This is a genomic window from Stenotrophomonas sp. 62841_Sma (genome assembly GCF_056482945.1).
The window spans coordinates 4,655,230-4,675,233 of the sequence record NZ_CM151224.1 but is presented as its reverse complement, the minus strand read 5'-3'; the positions used below and the strand labels follow the sequence as shown (position 1 = coordinate 4,675,233).

The 20,004-nt window shown below is 67.2% G+C and carries 16 protein-coding genes and 2 pseudogenes; 15 read left to right on the top strand and 3 right to left on the bottom strand.

Annotation, left to right across the window (positions count from 1 at the left end):
* The 9 genes from ACZK5G_RS21740 to ACZK5G_RS21700 all read left to right on the top strand — a co-directional run bounded on the left by ACZK5G_RS21740 (position 1) and on the right by ACZK5G_RS21700 (position 9,650).
* Positions 1-1,251 (top strand): NAD(P)/FAD-dependent oxidoreductase, encoded by a 1,251-nt coding sequence (locus ACZK5G_RS21740; RefSeq protein WP_478464793.1) that lies wholly within the window; start codon positions 1-3, stop codon positions 1,249-1,251.
* Positions 1,239-1,796: a DUF3261 domain-containing protein gene (locus tag ACZK5G_RS21735; protein WP_478464791.1), complete on the top strand. Its 558-nt coding sequence runs from the start codon at positions 1,239-1,241 to the stop codon at positions 1,794-1,796. The genes ACZK5G_RS21740 and ACZK5G_RS21735 overlap by 13 nt, the downstream gene beginning before the upstream one ends.
* Complete coding sequence (locus tag ACZK5G_RS21730) at positions 1,793-2,977, top strand: beta-ketoacyl-[acyl-carrier-protein] synthase family protein (RefSeq protein WP_478464790.1); 1,185 nt, start codon at positions 1,793-1,795, stop codon at positions 2,975-2,977. Before ACZK5G_RS21735 ends, ACZK5G_RS21730 begins: the two co-directional genes overlap by 4 nt.
* Positions 2,974-3,429 carry a hotdog family protein gene (locus ACZK5G_RS21725; protein ID WP_032129169.1) on the top strand — a complete coding sequence of 152 codons (456 nt, stop codon included), beginning with the start codon at positions 2,974-2,976 and terminating at the stop codon, positions 3,427-3,429. The genes ACZK5G_RS21730 and ACZK5G_RS21725 overlap by 4 nt, the downstream gene beginning before the upstream one ends.
* Positions 3,426-4,157: a 3-ketoacyl-ACP reductase FabG2 gene (locus tag ACZK5G_RS21720; RefSeq protein WP_049398676.1), complete on the top strand. Its 732-nt coding sequence runs from the start codon at positions 3,426-3,428 to the stop codon at positions 4,155-4,157. The genes ACZK5G_RS21725 and ACZK5G_RS21720 overlap by 4 nt, the downstream gene beginning before the upstream one ends.
* On the top strand, positions 4,157-5,395 hold the full coding sequence (locus ACZK5G_RS21715; RefSeq protein ID WP_032129167.1) for a beta-ketoacyl-ACP synthase: 1,239 nt from the start codon (positions 4,157-4,159) through the stop codon (positions 5,393-5,395). Before ACZK5G_RS21720 ends, ACZK5G_RS21715 begins: the two co-directional genes overlap by 1 nt.
* Before the next feature lie 62 nt (positions 5,396-5,457).
* Complete coding sequence (locus ACZK5G_RS21710; RefSeq protein ID WP_478464788.1) at positions 5,458-5,898, top strand: excinuclease ATPase subunit; 441 nt, start codon at positions 5,458-5,460, stop codon at positions 5,896-5,898.
* 160 nt (positions 5,899-6,058) lie between these two features.
* On the top strand, positions 6,059-6,319 hold the full coding sequence (locus ACZK5G_RS21705; RefSeq protein WP_010482302.1) for a YcgL domain-containing protein: 261 nt from the start codon (positions 6,059-6,061) through the stop codon (positions 6,317-6,319).
* The gene (locus ACZK5G_RS21700) at positions 6,312-9,650 is read left to right on the top strand and encodes an ankyrin repeat domain-containing protein (protein ID WP_478464786.1); all 3,339 of its coding nucleotides are present in this window, start codon (positions 6,312-6,314) and stop codon (positions 9,648-9,650) included. Before ACZK5G_RS21705 ends, ACZK5G_RS21700 begins: the two co-directional genes overlap by 8 nt.
* 126 nt (positions 9,651-9,776) lie before the next feature.
* On the opposite strand, the gene ACZK5G_RS21695 is transcribed toward ACZK5G_RS21700, so the two are convergent.
* Positions 9,777-11,555 carry a monovalent cation:proton antiporter-2 (CPA2) family protein gene (locus tag ACZK5G_RS21695; protein ID WP_049398672.1) on the bottom strand — a complete coding sequence of 593 codons (1,779 nt, stop codon included), beginning with the start codon at positions 11,553-11,555 and terminating at the stop codon, positions 9,777-9,779.
* 346 nt (positions 11,556-11,901) lie between these two features.
* Between ACZK5G_RS21695 and mgtE the strand changes: the two genes are divergently transcribed.
* Positions 11,902-13,272, top strand: coding sequence for a magnesium transporter (gene mgtE, locus ACZK5G_RS21690; RefSeq protein ID WP_014038917.1), 1,371 nt, complete (start codon positions 11,902-11,904; stop codon positions 13,270-13,272).
* Positions 13,273-13,415: 143 nt separating this feature from the next.
* Positions 13,416-16,136 carry a bifunctional acetate--CoA ligase family protein/GNAT family N-acetyltransferase gene (locus tag ACZK5G_RS21685; RefSeq protein ID WP_478464784.1) on the top strand — a complete coding sequence of 907 codons (2,721 nt, stop codon included), beginning with the start codon at positions 13,416-13,418 and terminating at the stop codon, positions 16,134-16,136.
* Positions 16,137-16,199: 63 nt separating this feature from the next.
* On the opposite strand, the pseudogene ACZK5G_RS21680 reads toward ACZK5G_RS21685, so the two are convergent.
* Positions 16,200-16,307, bottom strand: a pseudogene (locus tag ACZK5G_RS21680) (YbjQ family protein); the annotation flags it as partial.
* Positions 16,308-17,279: 972 nt separating this feature from the next.
* Here ACZK5G_RS21680 and ACZK5G_RS21675 point away from each other — a divergent pair.
* The 4 genes and pseudogenes from ACZK5G_RS21675 (at position 17,280) to ACZK5G_RS21660 (ending at position 19,028) form a co-directional block, all read left to right on the top strand.
* Positions 17,280-17,657, top strand: a complete 378-nt coding sequence (locus ACZK5G_RS21675; protein WP_478464782.1) for a hypothetical protein — start codon at positions 17,280-17,282, stop codon at positions 17,655-17,657.
* Positions 17,658-17,829: 172 nt separating this feature from the next.
* Positions 17,830-17,976 (top strand): hypothetical protein, encoded by a 147-nt coding sequence (locus ACZK5G_RS21670; protein WP_478466554.1) that lies wholly within the window; start codon positions 17,830-17,832, stop codon positions 17,974-17,976.
* Positions 17,977-18,022: 46 nt separating this feature from the next.
* Positions 18,023-18,280 (top strand): annotated as a pseudogene (locus ACZK5G_RS21665) (ATP-binding cassette domain-containing protein); the annotation flags it as partial.
* Positions 18,281-18,320: 40 nt separating this feature from the next.
* On the top strand, positions 18,321-19,028 hold the full coding sequence (locus ACZK5G_RS21660) for an alpha/beta fold hydrolase (RefSeq protein ID WP_478464781.1): 708 nt from the start codon (positions 18,321-18,323) through the stop codon (positions 19,026-19,028).
* 113 nt (positions 19,029-19,141) lie between these two features.
* Here ACZK5G_RS21660 and dkgB read toward each other — a convergent pair whose 3' ends face one another.
* Positions 19,142-19,951 (bottom strand): 2,5-didehydrogluconate reductase DkgB, encoded by an 810-nt coding sequence (gene dkgB / locus ACZK5G_RS21655; protein WP_478464780.1) that lies wholly within the window; start codon positions 19,949-19,951, stop codon positions 19,142-19,144.
* Positions 19,952-20,004: the final 53 nt, after the last annotated feature.

Sequence of the window (20,004 nt, the reverse complement as noted above, 5' to 3'; positions counted from 1 at the left end):
ATGAATACTGCTGTGGATGCTGTCGAACGTACTGAAATCCTGATCATTGGTGCGGGCCCGGCCGGCTCGGTGGCCGCCGCGATGCTGCGCCAGCAGGGTCGCCAGGTGCTGATGCTGGAGCGTCAGCAGTTCCCGCGCTTCTCGATCGGTGAAAGCCTGCTGCCGCAGAGCATGGAGTACATCGAAGCGGCAGGCCTGCTGCAGGACGTGGTCGAGGCCGGGTTCCAGCACAAGAACGGCGCCGCTTTCGTGCATGGCGAGGCGCGTACCGCGTTCGACTTCAGGAAGAAGTTCTCGCCGGGTTGGGGTGCCACCTACCAGGTGCAGCGCGCCGACTTCGACAACGTGCTGGCGCGCGGTGCCGAGCGCATGGGCGCTACGCTGCGCTTCGGCGATGAAGTGCTTGCGGTCGAGCCGGGCGAGCAGCCGGCGGTCACCGTGCGTCGTCCGGATGACAGCGAGTACCGCATCGAGGCCGATTTCATCCTCGACGCCTCCGGCTTCGCGCGCCTGCTGCCGCGCCTGCTGCAGCTGGAATCGCCGTCCAACTTCCCGGTGCGCGGGGCGATCTTCTGCCACGTGCGCGACAACATTCCGGCCGAAGCGGACTTCGATCGCAACAAGATCCTGATCACCACCCATCCCGAGCACATCGACGTCTGGTACTGGACGATCCCGTTCTCCAACGGCTGCTGCTCGCTGGGCGTGGTCGCCGAGCCGTCGTTCTTCGAGCGCTACGAAGGCGACGACCTGCAGAAGCTGCAGGCCATCGTCGGCGAGGACCCCAACCTGACCCGGCTGCTGGCCAACGCCGAATGGGCGGTGCTGCCGGTGCGGCGGATCACCGGTTACTCGGCCAATGTCAGTTCGCTGTGGGGCCCGGGCTACGCCCTGCTGGGCAATGCCGGCGAGTTCCTCGACCCGGTGTTCTCCTCCGGCGTCACCATCGCCTTCAAGTCCGCGCAGCTGGCCAGCGAGTGCCTGGCGCGCCGCTATGCCGGTGAAACCGTCGACTGGGAAGCTGAATTCTCGATCCCGCTGCGTGCCGGCGTGAAGACCTTCCGCCGCTTCGTTGAAAGCTGGTACGAGGGCGGCTTCCAGAAGATCATCTACCACCCGCAGCAGCAGCCCGAAGTACGCGACATGATCAGTTCCATCCTGGCCGGCTACGCCTGGGACACCAACAACCCGTATGTGGCCGACGAAAGCGGCCGCCGCATGCGCGTGCTGGAGCAGCTGTGCAGCGCCTGATCGCCCGTACCGCGGCCGTGCTGCTGTGCCTGCTGCTGGCCGCCTGTGCCGGCCGCATGCCCAAGCCATTGGTGGAACTGCCGCCGCTGCGCCTGTCGCCGGCCAGCCTGCCGGCGCCGCTGGCATTGCAGCAGCAGCTGCATTTCCGTTTCGGTACGCATGAGCGCGACCTGGATGCTCTGCTGGAAGCCGATGCGCAGCAGGTGCAGCTGGCGGTGCAGGCGATGGGCCAGACCGGCGTGCGCCTGCAGTGGGACGGCCAGCAGCTGACCCAGCAGCGCGCGCCGTGGCTGCCGCCGCAGGTACGTGCCGAGCGTGTGCTGGATGACCTGCAGTTCGCGCTGTGGCCGACCGAGGCCATTGCCGCCGCGTTGCCGGCAGGTTGGCAGGTCAGCGATGACGGCCGGCAGCGCAGCCTGTCGCGCGACGGCACGGTGTGGCTGCAGCTGCAGCGCCTGGACGATGGCAGCGTGCAGCTGCACAACCGCGCCGAAGGCTATGCGCTGCGCATCGAATCGATCGACATGGCCGGGCAGGACCGATGAGTGCACCGATCTACCTGAACGACCTGGGCGTAGTCTGCGCGCTCGGCGATGGCCGCGCCGCGGTCGCGTCGGCGATGGTCGCCGATGTGCCGGGCGGGCTCAGCGACAACGACAGCCTGCTGCCGGGGCGCACCCTGGCGCTGGGAGAGGTGCGCACGCCGCTGCCGGCGCTGGAGGACCTGCCGGTGGCCCTGCGCGGGCGCAACAATGCCCTGCTGGACGTGGCACTGGCGCAGATCGCACCAACGGTGGCCGCCGCGATCGCCCGCCATGGTGCCGAGCGTGTGGCGGTGGTGCTGGGCACCAGCACCTCGGGCATCGGTGAGTCCGAGCAGGCCCTGCGCACCCACGCCGAACAGGGCCAGTGGCCGCAGGGCTTCGATTACGCCCAGCAGGAAATGGGCACCGCCGCGCAGTTCGTGCGCCAGCGCAGTGGTGCACAGGGGCCGGCATGGACCCTGTCCACCGCCTGCTCGTCCAGCGCCAAGGCGCTGATGTCGGCCGCGCGCATGCTGCGCGCCGGCATCGTCGACGCCGTGATCGCAGGCGGTGCGGACTCGCTGTGCCGCTTCACCGTGGCCGGCTTCAGCGCGCTGGAATCGGTGTCGGCCCTGCGCTGCAATCCGTTCTCGCAGCACCGCTCCGGCATCAACATCGGCGAGGGCGCCGCGCTGTTCCTGCTTACCCGCGAGCCGGGTCCGGTGTGCCTGGCCGGGTGGGGCGAATCGGCCGATGCCCATCACATGTCCGCCCCCGATCCGCAGGGGATGGGGGCCATCGACGCCCTGCAGCAGGCGCTGCTGCGCGCCGGCTGGGGCGCCGACGAAGTGGATTACGTGAACCTGCATGGCACCGCCACCGGGCACAACGATGCGATGGAAAGCCTGGCGGTCTCGCAGGTGCTGGGCAATGGCGTGCCGGCCAGTTCGACCAAGCCGCTGACCGGCCATACGCTGGGTGCCTCGGGCGCGATCGAGGCGGCGCTGTGCTGGATCCTGCTGGCCGAGAACCCGCAGCAGCAGCTGCCACCGCACTGGTGGGACGGCGTGCCCGACCCCGCACTGCCGGTGCTGCCGCTGGTCGCGCCGGGCTCCTGCCTGGCGCAGGCGCCGCGGCGGGTGCTGAGCAATTCGTTCGCCTTCGGCGGCAGCAATGCCGTGCTGGCACTGGAGCGTCGATGAACACGCTGTACGCGATCGAGGACGTGGTGCCGCACCGCCAGGACATGTGCCTGCTGGAGCGCATCACGCAGTGGGACCAGGACACCCTCGAGGCTGAACTGGTGGTGCCCGAATCCGGCCTGTTCGTGGAGAACGGCGAAGTGCCGGCGTGGGTCGGCATCGAATACATGGCGCAGGCCATCGCGGCCTGGGCCGGCTGCCGCGCGCGTGCGGCCGGCAAGCCGCCGCAGCTGGGCTTCCTGCTCGGCAGCCGCCGCTACAGCAGTGCGCGCAGCAGCTTCCCCAGCGGTTCGCGGCTGCGCGTACAGGCGCGCTGCGAGCTGTTGGGTGACAATGGATTGGGGATGTTCGCCTGCCGCATCCTGGCGGGCGAGGACGAATGGGCGACAGCCAACGTGTCGGTGTTCGAACCGGCCGACGCGATGGCCTATCTGGAGAGTGGACAGGCATGACAGGGAATCGAAGCGTGCTGGTGACCGGCGCCAGCCGGGGCATCGGCCGGGCCATCGCGCTGCGCATCGCGCGCGATGGCTTCGACGTGGTGGTGCATTGCCGCAGTCGCCTGGAAGAGGCACAGGCCGTGATGGCCGAGATCCAGGCCTTGGGCCAGCAGGCCCGCGTGCTGGCGTTCGACGTAGCCGACCGCGAGGCCGCACGCGCCGCGCTGGAGGCTGATGTCGAAGCGCACGGCGCGTACTACGGCGTGGTCTGCAATGCCGGCATCGCCCGTGATGGCGCCTTCCCGGCGCTGTCGGCGGAGGATTGGGACCAGGTCATCCACACCAACCTGGATGGCTTCTACAACGTGCTGCATCCGCTGATCATGCCGATGGTGCGGCGGCGCAAGCCGGGCCGCATCGTCACCCTGTCGTCGGTGTCCGGGCTGGCCGGCAACCGCGGCCAGGTCAATTACAGTGCCGCCAAGGCCGGCATCATCGGTGCCACCAAGGCGCTGGCGCTGGAACTGGCCAGCCGCCAGATCACCGTCAACTGCGTGGCCCCGGGCCTGATCGAGACCGAAATGCTCAACGATGAAGTGATCGAACACGCGCTCAAGCTGATTCCCGCCGGCCGCGTCGGTCGTCCCGACGAAGTGGCGGCCACGGTGGCGTTCCTGCTGTCCGAGCCGGCCGGCTACATCACCCGCCAGGTGATCTCGGTGAACGGAGGCATGCTCTGATGGCTGCCGATCGTCGCGTGGTGGTCACCGGTGCCGCCGCCATCAGTCCGCTCGGCCACGACTGGCCCACCATCGAAGCGCACCTGCGCAGCTGCCGCAATGCCGTGCGCACGATGCCCGAATGGGATGTCTATGCCGGCCTGAACACCAAGCTGGCCGCGCCGGCGCAGGACTTCGAGCTGCCGCCGAACTACAACCGCAAGACCACCCGCTCGATGGGCAAGGTCGCGATCATGTCGGTGCGCGCCACCGAGGTGGCACTGCGCGAGGCTGGCCTGCACGAGCACCCGGTGCTGCGCAGTGGCCGTACCGGCGTGGCCTATGGTTCGTCCTCGGGCAGCCACGAGGCCACCGGTGAATTCGGCCGCATGCTCAACGAGTTCACCACCGACGGCATCAGTGCCACCACCTACCTGAAGATGATGAGCCACACCGCGCCGGTCAACATCGGTGTGTTCTTTGGTTTGTCCGGGCGCGTCTACACCACCTCCAGTGCCTGCACCTCGGGCAGCCAGGGCGTGGGCGCGGCCTACGAAGCGATCCGCAGCGGCAAGCAGACGGTGATGGTGGCTGGCGGTGCCGAGCAGCTCGATGCCACTGCCGCGGCAGTGTTCGACACCCTGTTTGCCACCAGCGTGCGCAACGACGCGCCGCAGACCACGCCGCGCCCGTTCGATGCCGGCCGTGATGGCCTGGTGCTGGGCGAGGGTGCCTGCACGCTGATCCTGGAAGATCTGGAGCACGCGCAGGCGCGCGGTGCCACCATCCTTGCCGAGGTGGTCGGCTACGGCACCAACAGCGATGGCCAGCACGTCACCCAGCCCAGTGCCGACACCATGGCCCAGGCCATGCGCCTGGCGCTGGAGGATGCCGGGCTGGACGCGGCGCAGATCGACTACGTCAACGCCCACGGCACCGCCACCGACCACGGTGACATCGCCGAGACCCAGGCGACGGCGCAGGTGTTCGGCAGCCGCATGCCGATCAGCTCGCTGAAGAGCTACGTCGGCCACATGCTGGGTGCCTGCGGTGCGTTCGAGGCCTGGATGAGCATCGAGATGATGCGCGCCGGCTGGTTCGCGCCCACCCTGAACCTGGCCGAGGTCGATCCACGCTGCGGCCAGCTCGACTTCATCACCGGCCAAGGTCGCGAATTGCAGGCCGAGTACGTGATGAGCAACAACTTCGCCTTCGGTGGCATCAACACCTCGCTGGTGTTCCGCCGCTGGCGCGAGTGATCCACCGCCCCACCGCCGCTGTTCCCGCAACCTACCCGCACCCTCGACAAGGAGATGTTCCGATGCGCCGCATCCTGATGATCGCCACGGCCACCGCACTGCTGGCCCTGGCCTCCACCGCTTCTGCCCGCGATACCCGCGTGGAGCAGTCCCTGCAGGAACTGGTCAGTTCGCAGGCTGCCAAGGACGCCGGCATCGACGGCAGCGTCCGCTTCTACCTGGCCGGCCAGCCGGTCAGCGTGCAGCAGCGCCTGGGCGAAGACGTGACCAACAAGAAGACCAACGCCGCCAACAAGAGCGATGCCGAGGCCTGCCGCTGGGTCGCGCTGTCGGCGCTGCGCGCGCTGCAGGACGGTGCCAAGTCGCGCGGCGCCAACGCCGTGGTCGACATCGTCAGCTACTACAAGAAGAACGAGTTCAAGAGCAGCACCAACTACGAATGCTATGCCGGTGCGATCCTCGCCGGTGTCGCGCTGAAGGGCACCTACGCCAAGGTCAAGTAAGCGCCCGTGCGGCGGCGGCGTTGGCTGAACGCCGCCGCCACATTGCTGAATCCCGCCGGGGAAACGCCGCCGATCACGCCGCCATCGTCGGCTGACGGCTTTCCCCGGTGTCGGCTTTCCGACACAATCATGGCTCTTCCCGGGTTATCGTCCCGCGGACATGCACGCCTACGTCTATAAAAGCCAACTCAAGCCGGACACCTACGTCTACGTTCCCCGTCGCGATGATTTCAGCGCGCTGCCTGCGCCGCTGCTCACCTCGCTGGGGACGCTCGCCTTCGTCCTGGACGTGGCCCTGGATGCCCAGCGCCGCCTGGCCCAGGCCGATCCGGAAAAGGTCCGCAGCGAAATGAGCGAGCGCGGGTTCTACCTGCAGGTGCCGCCATCGGTGGCCAGCCTGATGCCGCGCCACTATGACTGACACGTCCCGTCCGCGCGCCCTGTCGATCGCCTTCGCCGTGGGCGCCGTGCTGGCGCTGGGCGCCGCCGTGGGCGGCGTTCCAGGCGCCATCCTTGCGGCACTGGCGCAGCCGGCGTTCGCGCTGGGTGTGTCGTGGTGGCGTCGCAGCCGAGCGCTGCTGCCGCTGAAGATCGTCGCGCGCCAGGACCTGCCGGCGCTGCTGGCGTTGTGGACGGCAGCGCCGCTGTTGCTTGCGTTGCTGCTGGCCTGGCCGCTGGCGGCGCTGCGTGACAGCGGCAGCCTGGCCGCGGTGCTGGGCCTGAGCGTGCTGGTCAGTGCCGGCCTGCTGGCGGCCTGGCGCACCTGGCCGTTGTGGAACGACGTTGAACGGCTTGATGGCAGCCTGGCCCAGCATTGGCAGGCACTGGCCGGGCGCGACCTGACCGCCTGGCGTGGCCTCGGTGTGGCCGCGCTGGTGATTGCCCTGGCGGCACTGGTGGTACTGCCGGCCTGGCCGGACCTGCTGCCGGAAAGCGCGCGCTGGCCCGCCACACTGGCAGTGCTGGTGCTGTCGCCGCTGCTGCACCTGTTGTTGCAACGGGTGGCACCGGCGCCGTTGGTGTCACTGCGTGCGAGCCCGTTGGCCACCGCCAGCAACGAGCACGAACCGATGTTCGCCGCCGCAGTCGAAACCACGCCGCTGGAGGCGATGGCGCCGCAGGAACTGACTCCGGCCCTGTATGAAGCCGCCCGCCATGGCCGCATCGACCGGGGCCTGCAGCTGCTGCAGGCCGGTGCCGATCCGTATGCGCTGCCGGACCCGAACTGGCGCGACCAGCGCAGCCTGGCAGTGCTGGCGGCGGTGCTGCCGGACCTGCGCCTGCTGCGCGAACTGATCGCCCGCGGCGTCGATGTGAATGCGCCGCACCGGGGCATGACCCCGCTGCTGGCCGCCACCCGCGACAGCTGGCACGGCCGTCCCGAAGCGGTGATGACCCTGCTCGCCAACGGTGCCGATTCGCGTGCCATCGACAGCGATGGCAACACCCCGCTGCACCATGCCGCGCGCAGTTCCGACCCGGGCGTGGCCGCGCTGCTGCGCGATGCCGCCGCCGAAGTCGACGCGCTGAACAACGAGGGCTGGTCGCCGCTGGCCGTGGCCTGCCAGGTCGGCAACTGGCGCCTGGCCCGCTTCCTGCTCGAACGCGGTGCGCGCAGCGAACCGGCCGAGGGTACGCCGGTGCTGCTGGCCGCCGCCGCCACCGAAGACGACGATCCGGCCGGCGTGCAGCTGCTGCTCAAGCACAAGGCGCGGGCTGACGCGCGTGATCGCCAGCGCCGCAGCGCGCTGCATGAGGCCGCACTGGCTGGCCACGTCGAGATCATCGGCGTGCTGCTGGGTGCCGGTGCCAATCTGGAAGCGCGCGATGCGCTGGGCCGTACGCCGTGGCTGGAAGCGGCCCGTGCCGGCCGCGCTGCCGTGGTCGAGCATCTGCTGCCGCACAAGCCGGATCTGGTTGCGGTGGACGGCGAAGGCCGCAATGCGGTGCAGCTGGCGGCGATGGCCGAGGATGTCTCGCCATTGCTGATCAAGCGCCTGGTCGAGCTGGGCATCGCCGCCGACGCCACCGATCCGGTTGGCCGCCGTGCGGTGGACTACGCCGCCGAAGCCGGTCGCTGGGCGATTGTGGCCCTGCTGGACCCGTCCTATCCGTTGCCGGCCGCCGTCAGTGATGGCCTGGCCGAGCGCGGCGAAGCCGCCAGCGCCAGTGGCCTGCTGCCGGACCGCCCGCCGCTGACCCTGCTGCGCGAAGCGCTGGGCTTCGGCAACACCGATGGCATGGCCGCGCTGGCCAAGCTGTGCCAGCCGGAAGAACTGGGTGGCCTGCTGCTCGATCCGGAACTGGCACTGGAGCCGCGTGCGGTCGATTGGCTGCTGGGCCACGGCGCCGATCCCTACGTGCGTGACGCCTGCTCCGACACGCCGATGTTCGCGCTGCTGTCGCGCGGCATCGATGCAGTGCCTGCGCTGCAGGTGATGCTGCAGCGTGGCCTGTCACCGGCCGGCCGCGGTGGCCTGGCGCGCTTCCTTGCCGCCTGCGCGCAGCACGACCAGGCCGCCCGTGGCCTGGAACAGCTGGCGCTGGAACTGCTGGAACGTGGCGCCGATCCGTTCGCGGCTTCGCCGGCGGGTGACCCGCCGTTGTCGCTGGCGGTGCGCCTGGGCTGGCTGCGCCTGCAGCAGGCCCTGCTCAAGGCCGGGGTCGACCGCGAAGCGCGCGACAGCCACGGCATGACCGCATTGCATCTGGCCACCGCATTGGCCCGCGAAGGCGCGCTGAAGCTGCTGGTGCAGCACGGCGCCTCGCCGGAAGCACGCGCTGCCGATGGGCAGACACCGCTGGGCGTGGCGCTGTCGATCGGTCGCCGTGACCTGGCCGACTGGCTCGACTGGCGGGTGTGGCCGTTGCCGCGCCGCACCCTGCGCGAGGCCGATCTGCCGGCCGCTGCGATGGCCGGTGACGTGGATGCGGTGCGCCGCCTGATCGATCTGGGATTTGCTGTCGACGCGGTTGATGCACAGGGCTGCACCGCGTTGCTGCGTGCGGCCGGTGGTGGTCACCTGGCGGTGACCGACCTGCTGCTGGCGCGTGGCGCCGATCCGCAGCACGCCGCTGCCAGTGGCGCGACGCCGCTGTCGGCGGCGGTCAGCATGCGCCAGGTGGACATCGTTTCGGCCCTGCTCGACGCCGGCGCCAAGCTGGAACACCGCCTGCCGGGCGGCGTGACCGTGCTGATGCTGGCCTCGGCGCTGGGCCTGCCGGACATCGTCGCGCGCCTGCTCACCGCCGGTGCCGACGTGCATGCCGGTGACGCGCAGCAGCTGGGCCCGCTGCACTGTGCCGCGCTGTACGGTTTCAGTGCCCGCGACCGCTCGCGCCTGCTGGCCCTGCTCGACACCCTGCTGCTGGCCGGCGCCGAACCGGACCAGGCCGCCGCCGGTTCGGTCACGCCGCTGCTGCTGCTGCTGGGTGCGCGTGCCGAGCCGGGTACCGCCTGCGACGAGCAGGTGGTGATGGCGGCGGTAGAGCGCCTGCTGGACGAGGACGTGAGCCTGGACGTGCGTGATCCGCGCGGTTTCGGCCCGCTGCATCTGGCCGCCCTGCACGGCCTGCCACTGCTGGTGCAGCGCCTGCTGCGCGCCGGTGCCGATCCGGAAGTGCGCGACAGCCTCAACCGCAGCCCGCGCGAAATCGCGGTGATGCGTGGCTTCATTGATGTGGCCGGCGAGTTCGAGCCGCGCGTGCCGGGCGTCTCGTCGATGGCGCGGTTCCTGCGCGACAACGGCTGATCCCTGGAAATGGGTAGTGCCGGCCGCTGGCCGGCAACCTCATGAAACCTCCGGGATCCCGAGGCTGCCGGCCAGCGGCCGGCACTACCGCAATCTGTGGTGGGTGCCGACCGTTGGTCGGCACGCCTACTTGCCGTCGCTTTCCGCGTCGGCCTCGAACAGGTGCATCAGGTCGTTGCGTGCATCGCGCGAGGTCTGGATCACCGCCGCCTCGTCGTCGTACACCAGGTACTGGTCGCGCAGCAGCTGCTCGTCGTGCTCACGGAAGCGCTGCACGTGGCGTTCAGCCACTTCAGGTGCAACACCCAATGCAGTCAGCACGCGCCCGCTCATTTCCAGGCTGGTGCCGAACACTTCGCGGAACGGCTCAGCCGACATGTCCATCAGGCGCCACGCATGCTGGCGGTTGCGTGCGCGCGCCAGCACCTTCGCGTCCGGGTACAACCGGCGCACCATGCGCACCGCGCGCAGGTTGGTCTCCGGGTCGTCCACGGTGATCACGAACACATCGATGTGCTCGCCGCCGGCCGCGCGCAGCATCTCCGGCCGGGTCGGGTCGCCGTAGTACAGCTGGTTGCCGAAGCGGCGCAGGTCGGCCACGGTATCGGGGTTCGCTTCCAGTGCCACGAACGGCACCTTCTGCGCGGTCAGCAGGCGCGCGATGACCTGGCCGAAGCGGCCCATGCCGGCAATCAGCACCTTCGGCCGGTTGTCCGGCGCCACCTTGTCGGCCTCGGCTGCCTCGCGCGGCGTTGCCTTCTCCTGGCCGAGCAGCTTGAGCAGCGCGATCATCAGCAGTGGCGTGATCGCCATCGACAGGCCGACGATCGCCACCAGGCGGTCATGGTTGGCGTTGCCCAGCAGGTGTGCGCGCTGCGCTTCGTTGAACACCACGAAGGCGAACTCGCCGCCCAGCCACAGCACGCTGCCCAGTAGCAGCGAGTGCCGTGAACTGAGCTTTGCGATGCGCCCGATCACGTACAGCAGGCTGAATTTGACCACCAGCAGGATCGCCACGCCGGCGGCGATGAGCCACGGCTCGGCAACGATGCGGTCGAGGTCGATGCCCATGCCCACCGCAATGAAGAACAGGCCCAGCAGCAGCCCCTTGAACGGCTCGATCTGCGCTTCCAGTTCGTGCCGGAACTCCGAATCGGACAGCAGCACGCCGGCCAGGAACGCGCCCAGGCTGGGGCTGAGGCCGGCCTCCTGCATGAACCAGGCGGTGCCCAGCACCACCAGCAGTGCGGTCGCGGTGAATACTTCCGGGCTGCGGGTACGCGCGATGATGCCGAACACCTTGCGCAGCACCGGTCGCCCGCACAGGATCACCACCGCCAGCGCGCCGAGGGCCACGGCGGCGTCTTCCCAGCGCAGGGTCTCGTTCTTTACCCCGCCCAGCAGCGGGATGGCCGCCAGCAGCGGAATCGCGATCAGGTCCTGGAACAGCAGGATGGCGAACCCGAGCCGGCCATGGTCGCTGTTGATCGCCTTGTGTTCTGACAGCAGCTGCAGGCCGACCGCGGTGGATGACAGCGCCAGCGCCACGCCCACCACCAGCGCGCTTTTCCACTGGAAATGGTCGAGCAGCAGCAGGCCGCCCAGCACCAGCCCGGACAGCGCCACCTGTGCCGCACCGGCACCAAACACCGAGCGCCGCATCACCTTCAGGCGGGCCGGCGACAGTTCCAGACCGATCACGAACAGCAGCATCACCACGCCGATCTCGGCGGCGCCGAGGATGCGGTCGGCGTCCTGCACGAAGCCCAGCCCGTCCGGGCCCAGCACCACACCGGCCGCCAGGTAGCCCAGCACCGCGCCGAAGCCGAACTTCTTGAACACCGGCACGGCGATGACCGCCGCCAGCAGCAGCACCAGGGCCAGTTCCAGACCACCGCTATGCATGGGAATACCTGGTCATCGGAGAAGCCCGCGGTGCGTCCGTTCGGGTGGGGGAAGGGGAGGCGAGTGCCACCGCGTCATTATGCGCGCCGGCCCGTGTATGCACGAGAACAACCTGCCGGGCAGGCGCCCTGCGCAAGGCTGCCGGGTTGACCTGCATGGCCCACGGGTCCAGACTGCCCGCCGCTGGCGGCGCGTCCGCCGGCACACGCATCCCGGAGTCCCCAACCCATGTCCAGCGACAGTAGAAGTCGACCTCGTTCGACGCCAGCGATGGCCACCGCCTGACATCGGGACGGTTTGCCTGCGTTGGTGTTGCGCGAGGTCGCACCCCCACAAGGCAAAACCGATGAACCAGAAGCAATTGCTGCGCCCGGTGGCCGATGCCGCCGCACTGGCCGCACCCCTGGCGAACTACAACACCGCCGACGCGGTGGAATTCCTCAATACGCTGGAACTGACGCGCGCTGCGGAAACGCTGGCGGCGCTGCCGTTGCCGCGCGCGGTGAAGATGCTCGAAGCACCGGAGCTGCACCGCAGCGGCGAGCTGGTGGCCGCGCTGCCGCCGGCGCGGGCTGCGGCGCTGCTGGGCCTGATGGCCGATGACCGCGCCACCGACATCGTCCACGAGCTGGATGAGGAAGAACGCGCGCGGCTGATCCCGCTGCTGGGCACCGACGCCCGCCAGGCCATCCAGAAGCTGCTCAGCTACCCACCGAACACTGCCGGTGCGCTGATGACCACCGAGTACGTGGCGGTGCCTGCCAGCTGGACGGTGGCGCAGACCCTGCAGCACATCCGCCAGGTCGAGCGCACCCGCGAGACGGTGTACGCGATCTACGTGCTGGAGCCGGCCAGCCAGCAGCTGCAGCAGGTGGTGACCATGCGCCGGCTGATCACCGGCCTGCCCGAGGAGTCGATCCTGGATGTGGCCCAGGTCAATCCGCCGGTGACCGTGGATGCGCTGATGGACCAGGAAGAAGTAGCACGGCTGATCCGCCGCCACGATCTGCTGGCGATTCCGGTGGTCGACGCGCAGCAGCAGATGCTTGGCATCGTCACCGTCGACGACGTGCTCGATGCGCTGATCGAAGAGTCCACCGAAGACGCGCACAAGTTCGGCGGCATGGAAGCACTGGACAAGCCGTACATGCAGATCGGCTTCTTCGAGATGCTGCGCAAGCGCGCCGGCTGGCTGAGCGTGCTGTTCCTGGGTGAGATGCTGACCGCGAGCGCGATGCAGCACTACGAGGATGAACTGGCGCGCGCCGTGGTGCTGACCCTGTTCATTCCGCTGATCATGAGTTCGGGCGGCAACTCCGGCTCGCAGGCTACCTCGCTGCTGATCCGCAGCCTGGCGCTGCGCGAACTGCGCCTGCGCGACTGGTGGAAGGTGGCCCTGCGCGAGATTCCGACCGGCATGGTGCTGGGCGCGATCCTTGGCTGCCTGGCCATCGTGCGTATCGTGATCTGGCAGCTGGGCGGCCTGCACGACTACGGCGAACACTGGATCCTGCTGGCGATCACCATCGGCGCGGCATTGGTCGGCATCGTCACCTTCGGTTCGCTGTCCGGTTCGATGCTGCCCTTCATCCTGAAACGGCTCGGCTTCGACCCGGCCAGCGCTTCGGCCCCGTTCGTGGCCACCCTGGTGGACGTGACCGGCCTGGTGATCTACTTCAGCATCGCCGCGATGATCCTGCACGGCACGCTGCTGTAGGCCGGAACCACCGTGCTCCGGTAGGTGCCGACCTTGGTCGGCACGCAGAACAAAAAGGGGACGGAGGGGATTAAGTCGTTTAAGGCACATGAGGCACAAACGACTTAATCCCCTCCGTCCCCTTTTTTGGGTACCGTAGGCGCATGAGTACCTACCACCTGCAGTCTGTGTTCCGTCCGCAGTCGGTCGCGGTGATCGGCGGCAGTCCACGTGAGCGTTCGGCCGGGCGCGCGGTGATGCGCAACCTGCGTGGCACTGGCTTCCCCGGCAAGGTGGCGTGGATCAACCCGCGACACGCCGAGATCGATGGCATCCGCACGGTCAAGCGGTTGAAGGACCTGGACTGGGTGCCCGAGCTGGTGGTGATCACCGCACCGGCGGCGATCGTGCCGCAGGTAGTGCGTACCGCCGCCGAACGCGGCGTGCAGGCCGCGATCATCCTCACCGCGCACCTGGGCGAAGGCCCGGGCTCGTTGTCGGAACAGGTGGAAACGGTGGCGCGCAAGCACGGCCTGCGCATCCTTGGCCCGCACTGCCTGGGCGTGATCGCACCGCATGCGCGGCTCAATGCCAGCATCGCCGCGCACTTCCCACAGGCCGGCGACCTCGCGCTGATCTCCGAATCCTCGGCGATTGCGGCGGCGCTGGTGGAATGGGGTGTGGCGCGCTCGGTCGGCTTCTCCGCCGTGGTCTCGCTGGGCGACACGATGGACGTCGACTTCGGCGACCTGCTCGACTACTTCGCCACCGACTATCGCACCCGCGCCATCCTGCTCTACGTCGAGCAGATCAAGGACGCGCGCAAGTTCATGTCGGCCGCGCGTGCCGCCGCCCGCGCCAAGCCGGTGGTGGTGGTGAAGTCCGGCCGCGCCGAGCGCGTGCAGCCGGGCAGCCGCGATACCCATGTGCAGGCCCTGGCCCGTGCAGATGATGTGTACGGTGCGGCCTTCAACCGCGCCGGCCTGCTGCGCGTGGGGGCGCTGGACGAGCTGTTCACTGCCGCCGAATCGCTGGGTCGGTTGGGGACGTTCCCCGGTCGCCGCCTGGCCATCCTCAGCAACGGTGGTGGCGTGGGTCGCCTTGCGGTGGACCAGCTGATCGCATTGCGTGGCACGCTGGCCAACCTGTCCGACAGCACCATCGAGAAACTCGACGCGGTGCTGCCGCAGGGCTGGTCGCGCAGCAATCCGGTGGACATCGTGGTCGATGCCGATGGTGACCGCTATGCCGCGGCCATCGAAGCGCTGCTGGCCGACAACGAGAATGATGCGGTGATGGTCGTCAACGTACCGACCGCATTCACGTCATCGGCGGACGCGGCGCAGGCGCTCACCCGCACACTCGGCCTGCGCCCGCGCCATCACCGCGACAAGCCGGTATTCGCGGTGTGGCTGGGCAACGACGACCAGGCCACGGCCACGCTCAACGCGGCACGCGTCCCGACCTACCCGACCGAGGCCGAAGCCGTACGTGGCTTCCAGCACCTGGTGCGCTACCGCGAAGCGCAGAACGCGTTGATGGAAACGCCGCCCAGCCTGCCGCAGGATTTCAGTGTCGACACGGCCGCCGCGCGCGCACTGGTCGATGCCGCGCTGGCCAACGGCCAGCAGTGGCTGGACCCGCTGGCCACCCATGAACTGCTCAAGGCCTATGGCATTCCGTCCGCGCCGGTGATGCATGCGCGCGATGCGCACGAAGCGATGGACCTGGCGCAGCCGCTGCTGGAACGCGGTGCCACGGTCGCACTGAAGATCCTGTCGCCGGACATTCCGCACAAGTCGGAAGTGGATGGCGTGCGCCTGAACCTGTCCACGCTGCCGGCGGTGCAGAGCGCGGCCAACGCGATCCTGTCGCGCGCACGCCAGCTGCGGCCGGATGCACGCATCGATGGCCTGCTGGTACAGCCGACCATCGTCCGCCCGAAGGCGCGCGAACTGATCGTCGGCATCGCCGATGACGCGACGTTCGGTCCGGTGATCGTGGTCGGTCGCGGCGGCACTGCCGTCGAAGTGATCAATGACAAGGCGCTGGCGCTGCCGCCGCTGGACCTGCGCCTGGCCCATGAGCTGATCGGCCAGACCCGCGCCTCGCGCATCCTCAAGGCTTACGGTGACGTGCCGGCGGCTGACGAGCGCGCACTGGCGCTGGCGCTGGTGAAGCTTGCACAACTGGCTGCCGATATCCCCGAGGTGCGCACGCTGGACATCAACCCGCTGCTGGTCGACGGCAAGGGCATCCTCGCCCTCGATGCCCGCGTAGCGGTGGCGCCGTCGCGCATCCTGCACAAGGGCCGCGGCCATCCGCGTTTCTCGGTGTTCCCGTACCCGAAGGAGTGGGAGCGCACCATCGAGCTGTCCGATGGCGGCCGTGCCTTCGTGCGCCCGGTGCGGCCGGAGGACGACGCACTGTTCCGTGCGTTCTTCGCCCGCGTCAGTGACGAGGACCTGCGCCTGCGTTTCTTCCAGTCGGTGAAGCACTTCAGCCACGAGTTCATCGCGCGCCTGACCCAGCTCGATTACGCACGCTCGATCGCGCTGGTGGCGATCGAACCGCGCAGCGGCGAAATGCTCGGCGCGGTACGCCTGCACGCCGATGCCGATTACCACCGTGGCGAGTACGGCATCCTGATCCGTTCGGACCTGAAGGGCCACGGCATCGGCTGGCGGTTGATGGCGATCATGATCGAGTACGCCAAGTGGCTGGGCCTGGACGTGGTCGAAGGCCAGGTGCTGCGCGAGAACAGCACCATGCTGGCGATGTGCCAGAGCCTGGGCTTCAAGACCAAGCTGGATCCGGATGACCCGACGGTGATGATGGTGACCCTGCCGGTGCAGCAGGTCGAGGTGCCGGCACCGGACTTGTAGAGTCGAGCTTGCTCGACTGTCGCCATCGGGAAGCAGTCGAGCTAGCTCGACTCTACGGCCAAGTTAGCGGAGGGGCTCCACCACCACCGCCGTGCCATAGCACAGCACCTCGGTCAGCCCGGTCATCACATCGGTGGCGTCGTAAAGCAAGCTCATGCTGATGATTGCGCTGCTGTCAGTCGTTCTGACGATTGAATACAGACTACAACGATGGCTTGTACCCTGCACCAGTGACGTCCGAATGGTCCCCGCATGTCGGCGTACCGGGTGCCTGCTGTGTCTCTTGCGTAGGAGTGACTGAATCACCAGAAGGAAAGAAGCGGCTACTGACGCATTTCGCTCTTCAACTCAGCGAAGAAGCAACGCTACCATTGCGCCACTTCGTGGCGGCGACCCTTCGTGACCTTACTGAAAGAAGATGTTTCCCGATGTTGCAGGCATGAGGAAATTTGTGAGGATCCAAGGTATCAACGAAAAGACCTTCGCCAGCTGCGTGTGCTGCCTAGCTATGGTGGCCGCAACTGCAGGCGGTCGGATCTTGACGTTCTTGTTCATAGGAGCGGTTGTCATTGTGATAGCCAGGCGTGCCGACGTCAGGCGCGAGCGGATTCGGGAAGAGCACGCGTCGAAATGATCACTTTGCAAGGATGCCGCTTGAGCTGCTCCTGCGGCTGATTCCCACAAGGACGCCAAGTCCGTACTGGTTTCAATGCGGCAGCTGATGGACCAGAGCAATCGTCATGACTCTTCTCGACGCTTGGCATGGAGTCCGCGCGAGTCATGCAGGGTATCTTGACCTGAGAACGACTGATGAGCCGGTCGAACAGCCGCATCGAATCAATCTCGTGCAGCGCTTGCTACACGCCGGATCGCTCAAATGCATTTCACTGCTGCAGCAGGTGGGTGCATCTCGTAAAGGAGAATCTCGCGCCGGGTCTGCTTGGGCTTGCCCAGGCCCTGCGCATCCCCAAATGTCAGTCGTATGATGTATTCCACTATGCGACTTAATAGTGTCCCCCAACGCCGAAATCCGTGGCGGGCACTGCTGCACAGTTCGCAGGGAGCCGTTCAGAACATCCCTAGCTCTGGTAAATCATTAGCTGGATCGCGGCGCTTTCGCCCTGCGATCCTTTGAGGGTCGATATGAAGATTACTGATGGATTTGATGGGCGGCATGGCAGGTTCTATTTCATTTCCCTGGTAGCAATGGCGTTTGCCTCAGCGCTGATGCTGGTGGCGGCGCTTCGGGGTGCTGAGCCTTTGCAGGTTCCTCAGGAGGTCGGAGTTTTTGTTACCGCATTTTCGCTGTTGTGTTCGACGGCAAGTTACCTGTTAATAGGGAAAATTAAGTTCTCGTTCCTGCTGCTTGGAATTTCGGCTGCCGTATTTTCTGCCGCTCTATGGTCGTTCGGTGCGCCTTTGTCGTTCGTGCTGCTTTTGGCACTTCCAGCTCTGCTCTTGTCTTTCATTTCAGTTATTTTTCGGGATAAGGTGGATGTGCAGATCGAGAGGGATGACTAGCGCTCTGTATCTATAGATTGGTTTGTTTCTAGTCCATCGATGACTGATAGCTGTGCGAGATTTGTCGTCCTCATGGCCTGCATCTACGGACGTTCTGAACAACTATTTCGGTAGTACCGTCCGCTGGCCGGCGGCCTGAGAGAAAATTGAGGCACACGTTGAGAAGCCATCCATGCAGCTGACATTTGGCGATACGCAGGGTCTGGGCAACCGCAAGCAGACCCGGCGCGAGATTTTCCTTTACGAGATGGACCCGCCTGCTGCAGCAGTGATGCGCATTGAGCGATTCGCGCATGTAGTTGGCGCTGCACGAGATTGATTCGATGCGGCTGTTCGACCGGGTCAGCGAGCTTGATGCGATCCCGGATGACCAGTTGTTTGCCGTAAGCATTGCCGACAACATCAGCGGCTTCGATGAACAGCGCATCGAGGAAGCTGCTCGGATGGCACCCGTGCACGACGATATCGCGGGGCTGCCGATGGGTTATCACGGTCTTATCGGAGACATGGGCAACTCGCTCTCAGGCGGTCAGAAGCAGCGCGTGATTCTGGCCCGTGCCCTCTGGCCTCGGATTCTGTTTCTGGATGAGGCCGCCAGCCATCTTGATGTCATGCGCGGTCGCTGGCATGGCTCCGTCACCGTGATGGCGCGACAATACCCCCATGACCAACCGTATCCCCCTGTTGCTGCTGCCCGGCCTGCTCAACGACGCCGAGCTGTGGCGCTCACAGTTGGCTGATCTTGCCGACATCGCCGATTGCACGGTGGGCGACCAGACCCGCGGCGAAACCCTGCAGGGCGTTACCGAGGACGTGCTGGCTCAGGCGCCGGAGCGCTTTGCGCTGGCAGGTTTCTCGCTCGGCGGCTTCGTCGCTCAGCAGATCCTGCGCATCGCGCCCGAGCGCGTGCTGCAGCTGGCGTTGATCGATACCTCGATCCATGCCGATTCGCCTGAACGTGCCGAGCAGCGCCGCAGCCAACGTGCCAGCGTGCGCCTTCCGGGAAAATTCCACGGCTTCGGTGACGCGTTGATGCGCAGCTACATCGATGCCTCGCGGCTGGACGACTACGTGCTGGTGCAGCGTGTGCGCGACATGACCGCGCGGTTGGGCGCCGAAGTGTTCCTGCGCCAGAGCGCGCTGGAGCGCCGCGATGGCCACGATGTGCTGGCCGGCTACCGCGATCCGCTGCTGATCGTCTGCGGCGCAAACGACCGCATCACGCCGCTGGCGGTGAGCGAGGAGATGCACGCCCTGGTGCCGCACTCGCAGCTGGTGGTGGTGCCCGATTGCGGGCACCTGGCACCAATGGAGAAACCGGACGAAGTGAGTGCGGCGATGCGTGGGTGGTTGCTGCAAGGCGAGGGATAGCGCTGCCTTTGGTAGGTGCCGACCCTGGTCGGCACGATGTGTCATCGACTGACCAGAGGCCAGTGCCGACCAAGGTCGGCACCTACGATTCCGATACGTAACCGCAGTTGGGATCAATCCCAGGCCGGGGCAATCCCTTCCGGATTCGCCAGGCGATGGCCGCGATCCAGCTTGGCGATCTGCGCCATGTCTTCGTCGGTCAGGCGTACGGCCGCTGCTTCCAGGTTGGCTGCCAGGTTTTCGCGCTTGGTCGACGACGGAATGACCGAGAAGCCCTGCTGCAGCGCCCAGGCCAGCGCAACCTGCGCCGGGGTGGCCTGGTGACGGCCGGCAATGGCCTGGATCACCGGGTCCTTCAGCACTTCGCCATAAGCCAGGCTCATGTAGGCGGTGATGTGGATGCCGTTGTCCTGCAGGAACTTCACCAGCAGGCGGTTCTGCAGGTACGGGTGGATCTCGATCTGGTTGGTGGCGATGGCTTCGGCACCGAGGATCTCGATCGCCTTGCGGCTCTGCGCGATGGTGAAATTGGAGATGCCGATCTCGCGGGTCAGCCCCTGCGCCTTGGCTTCGGCCAGTGCCGGCAGGTATTCCTCCATCGGCACATCGACCTTGTCATTCGGCGACGGCCAGTGGATCAGCGCCAGGTCGACGCGGTCGGTGCGCAGCTTCTCCAGACTGGTACGCAGGCTGGCCAGCAGCGCATCGCGCTTGAACTCGGTGATCCACACCTTGGTGGTCAAGAACAGATCATCACGCGGCACGCCCGACTCGGCGATGGCCTGGCCGACTTCGGCTTCATTGCCGTAGATCTGCGCGGTATCGATGGCGCGGTAGCCGACCTCCAGCGCATTGCGCACCGAGTCGATCACGGTCTGGTCTTTGAGGCGGAAGGTGCCGAGACCGAAAGCGGGGACAGTCATGGGAAGCTCCAACGGGGGGAAGGGAGTAGCAGAGGGAAGAGGGTAGGACAGGC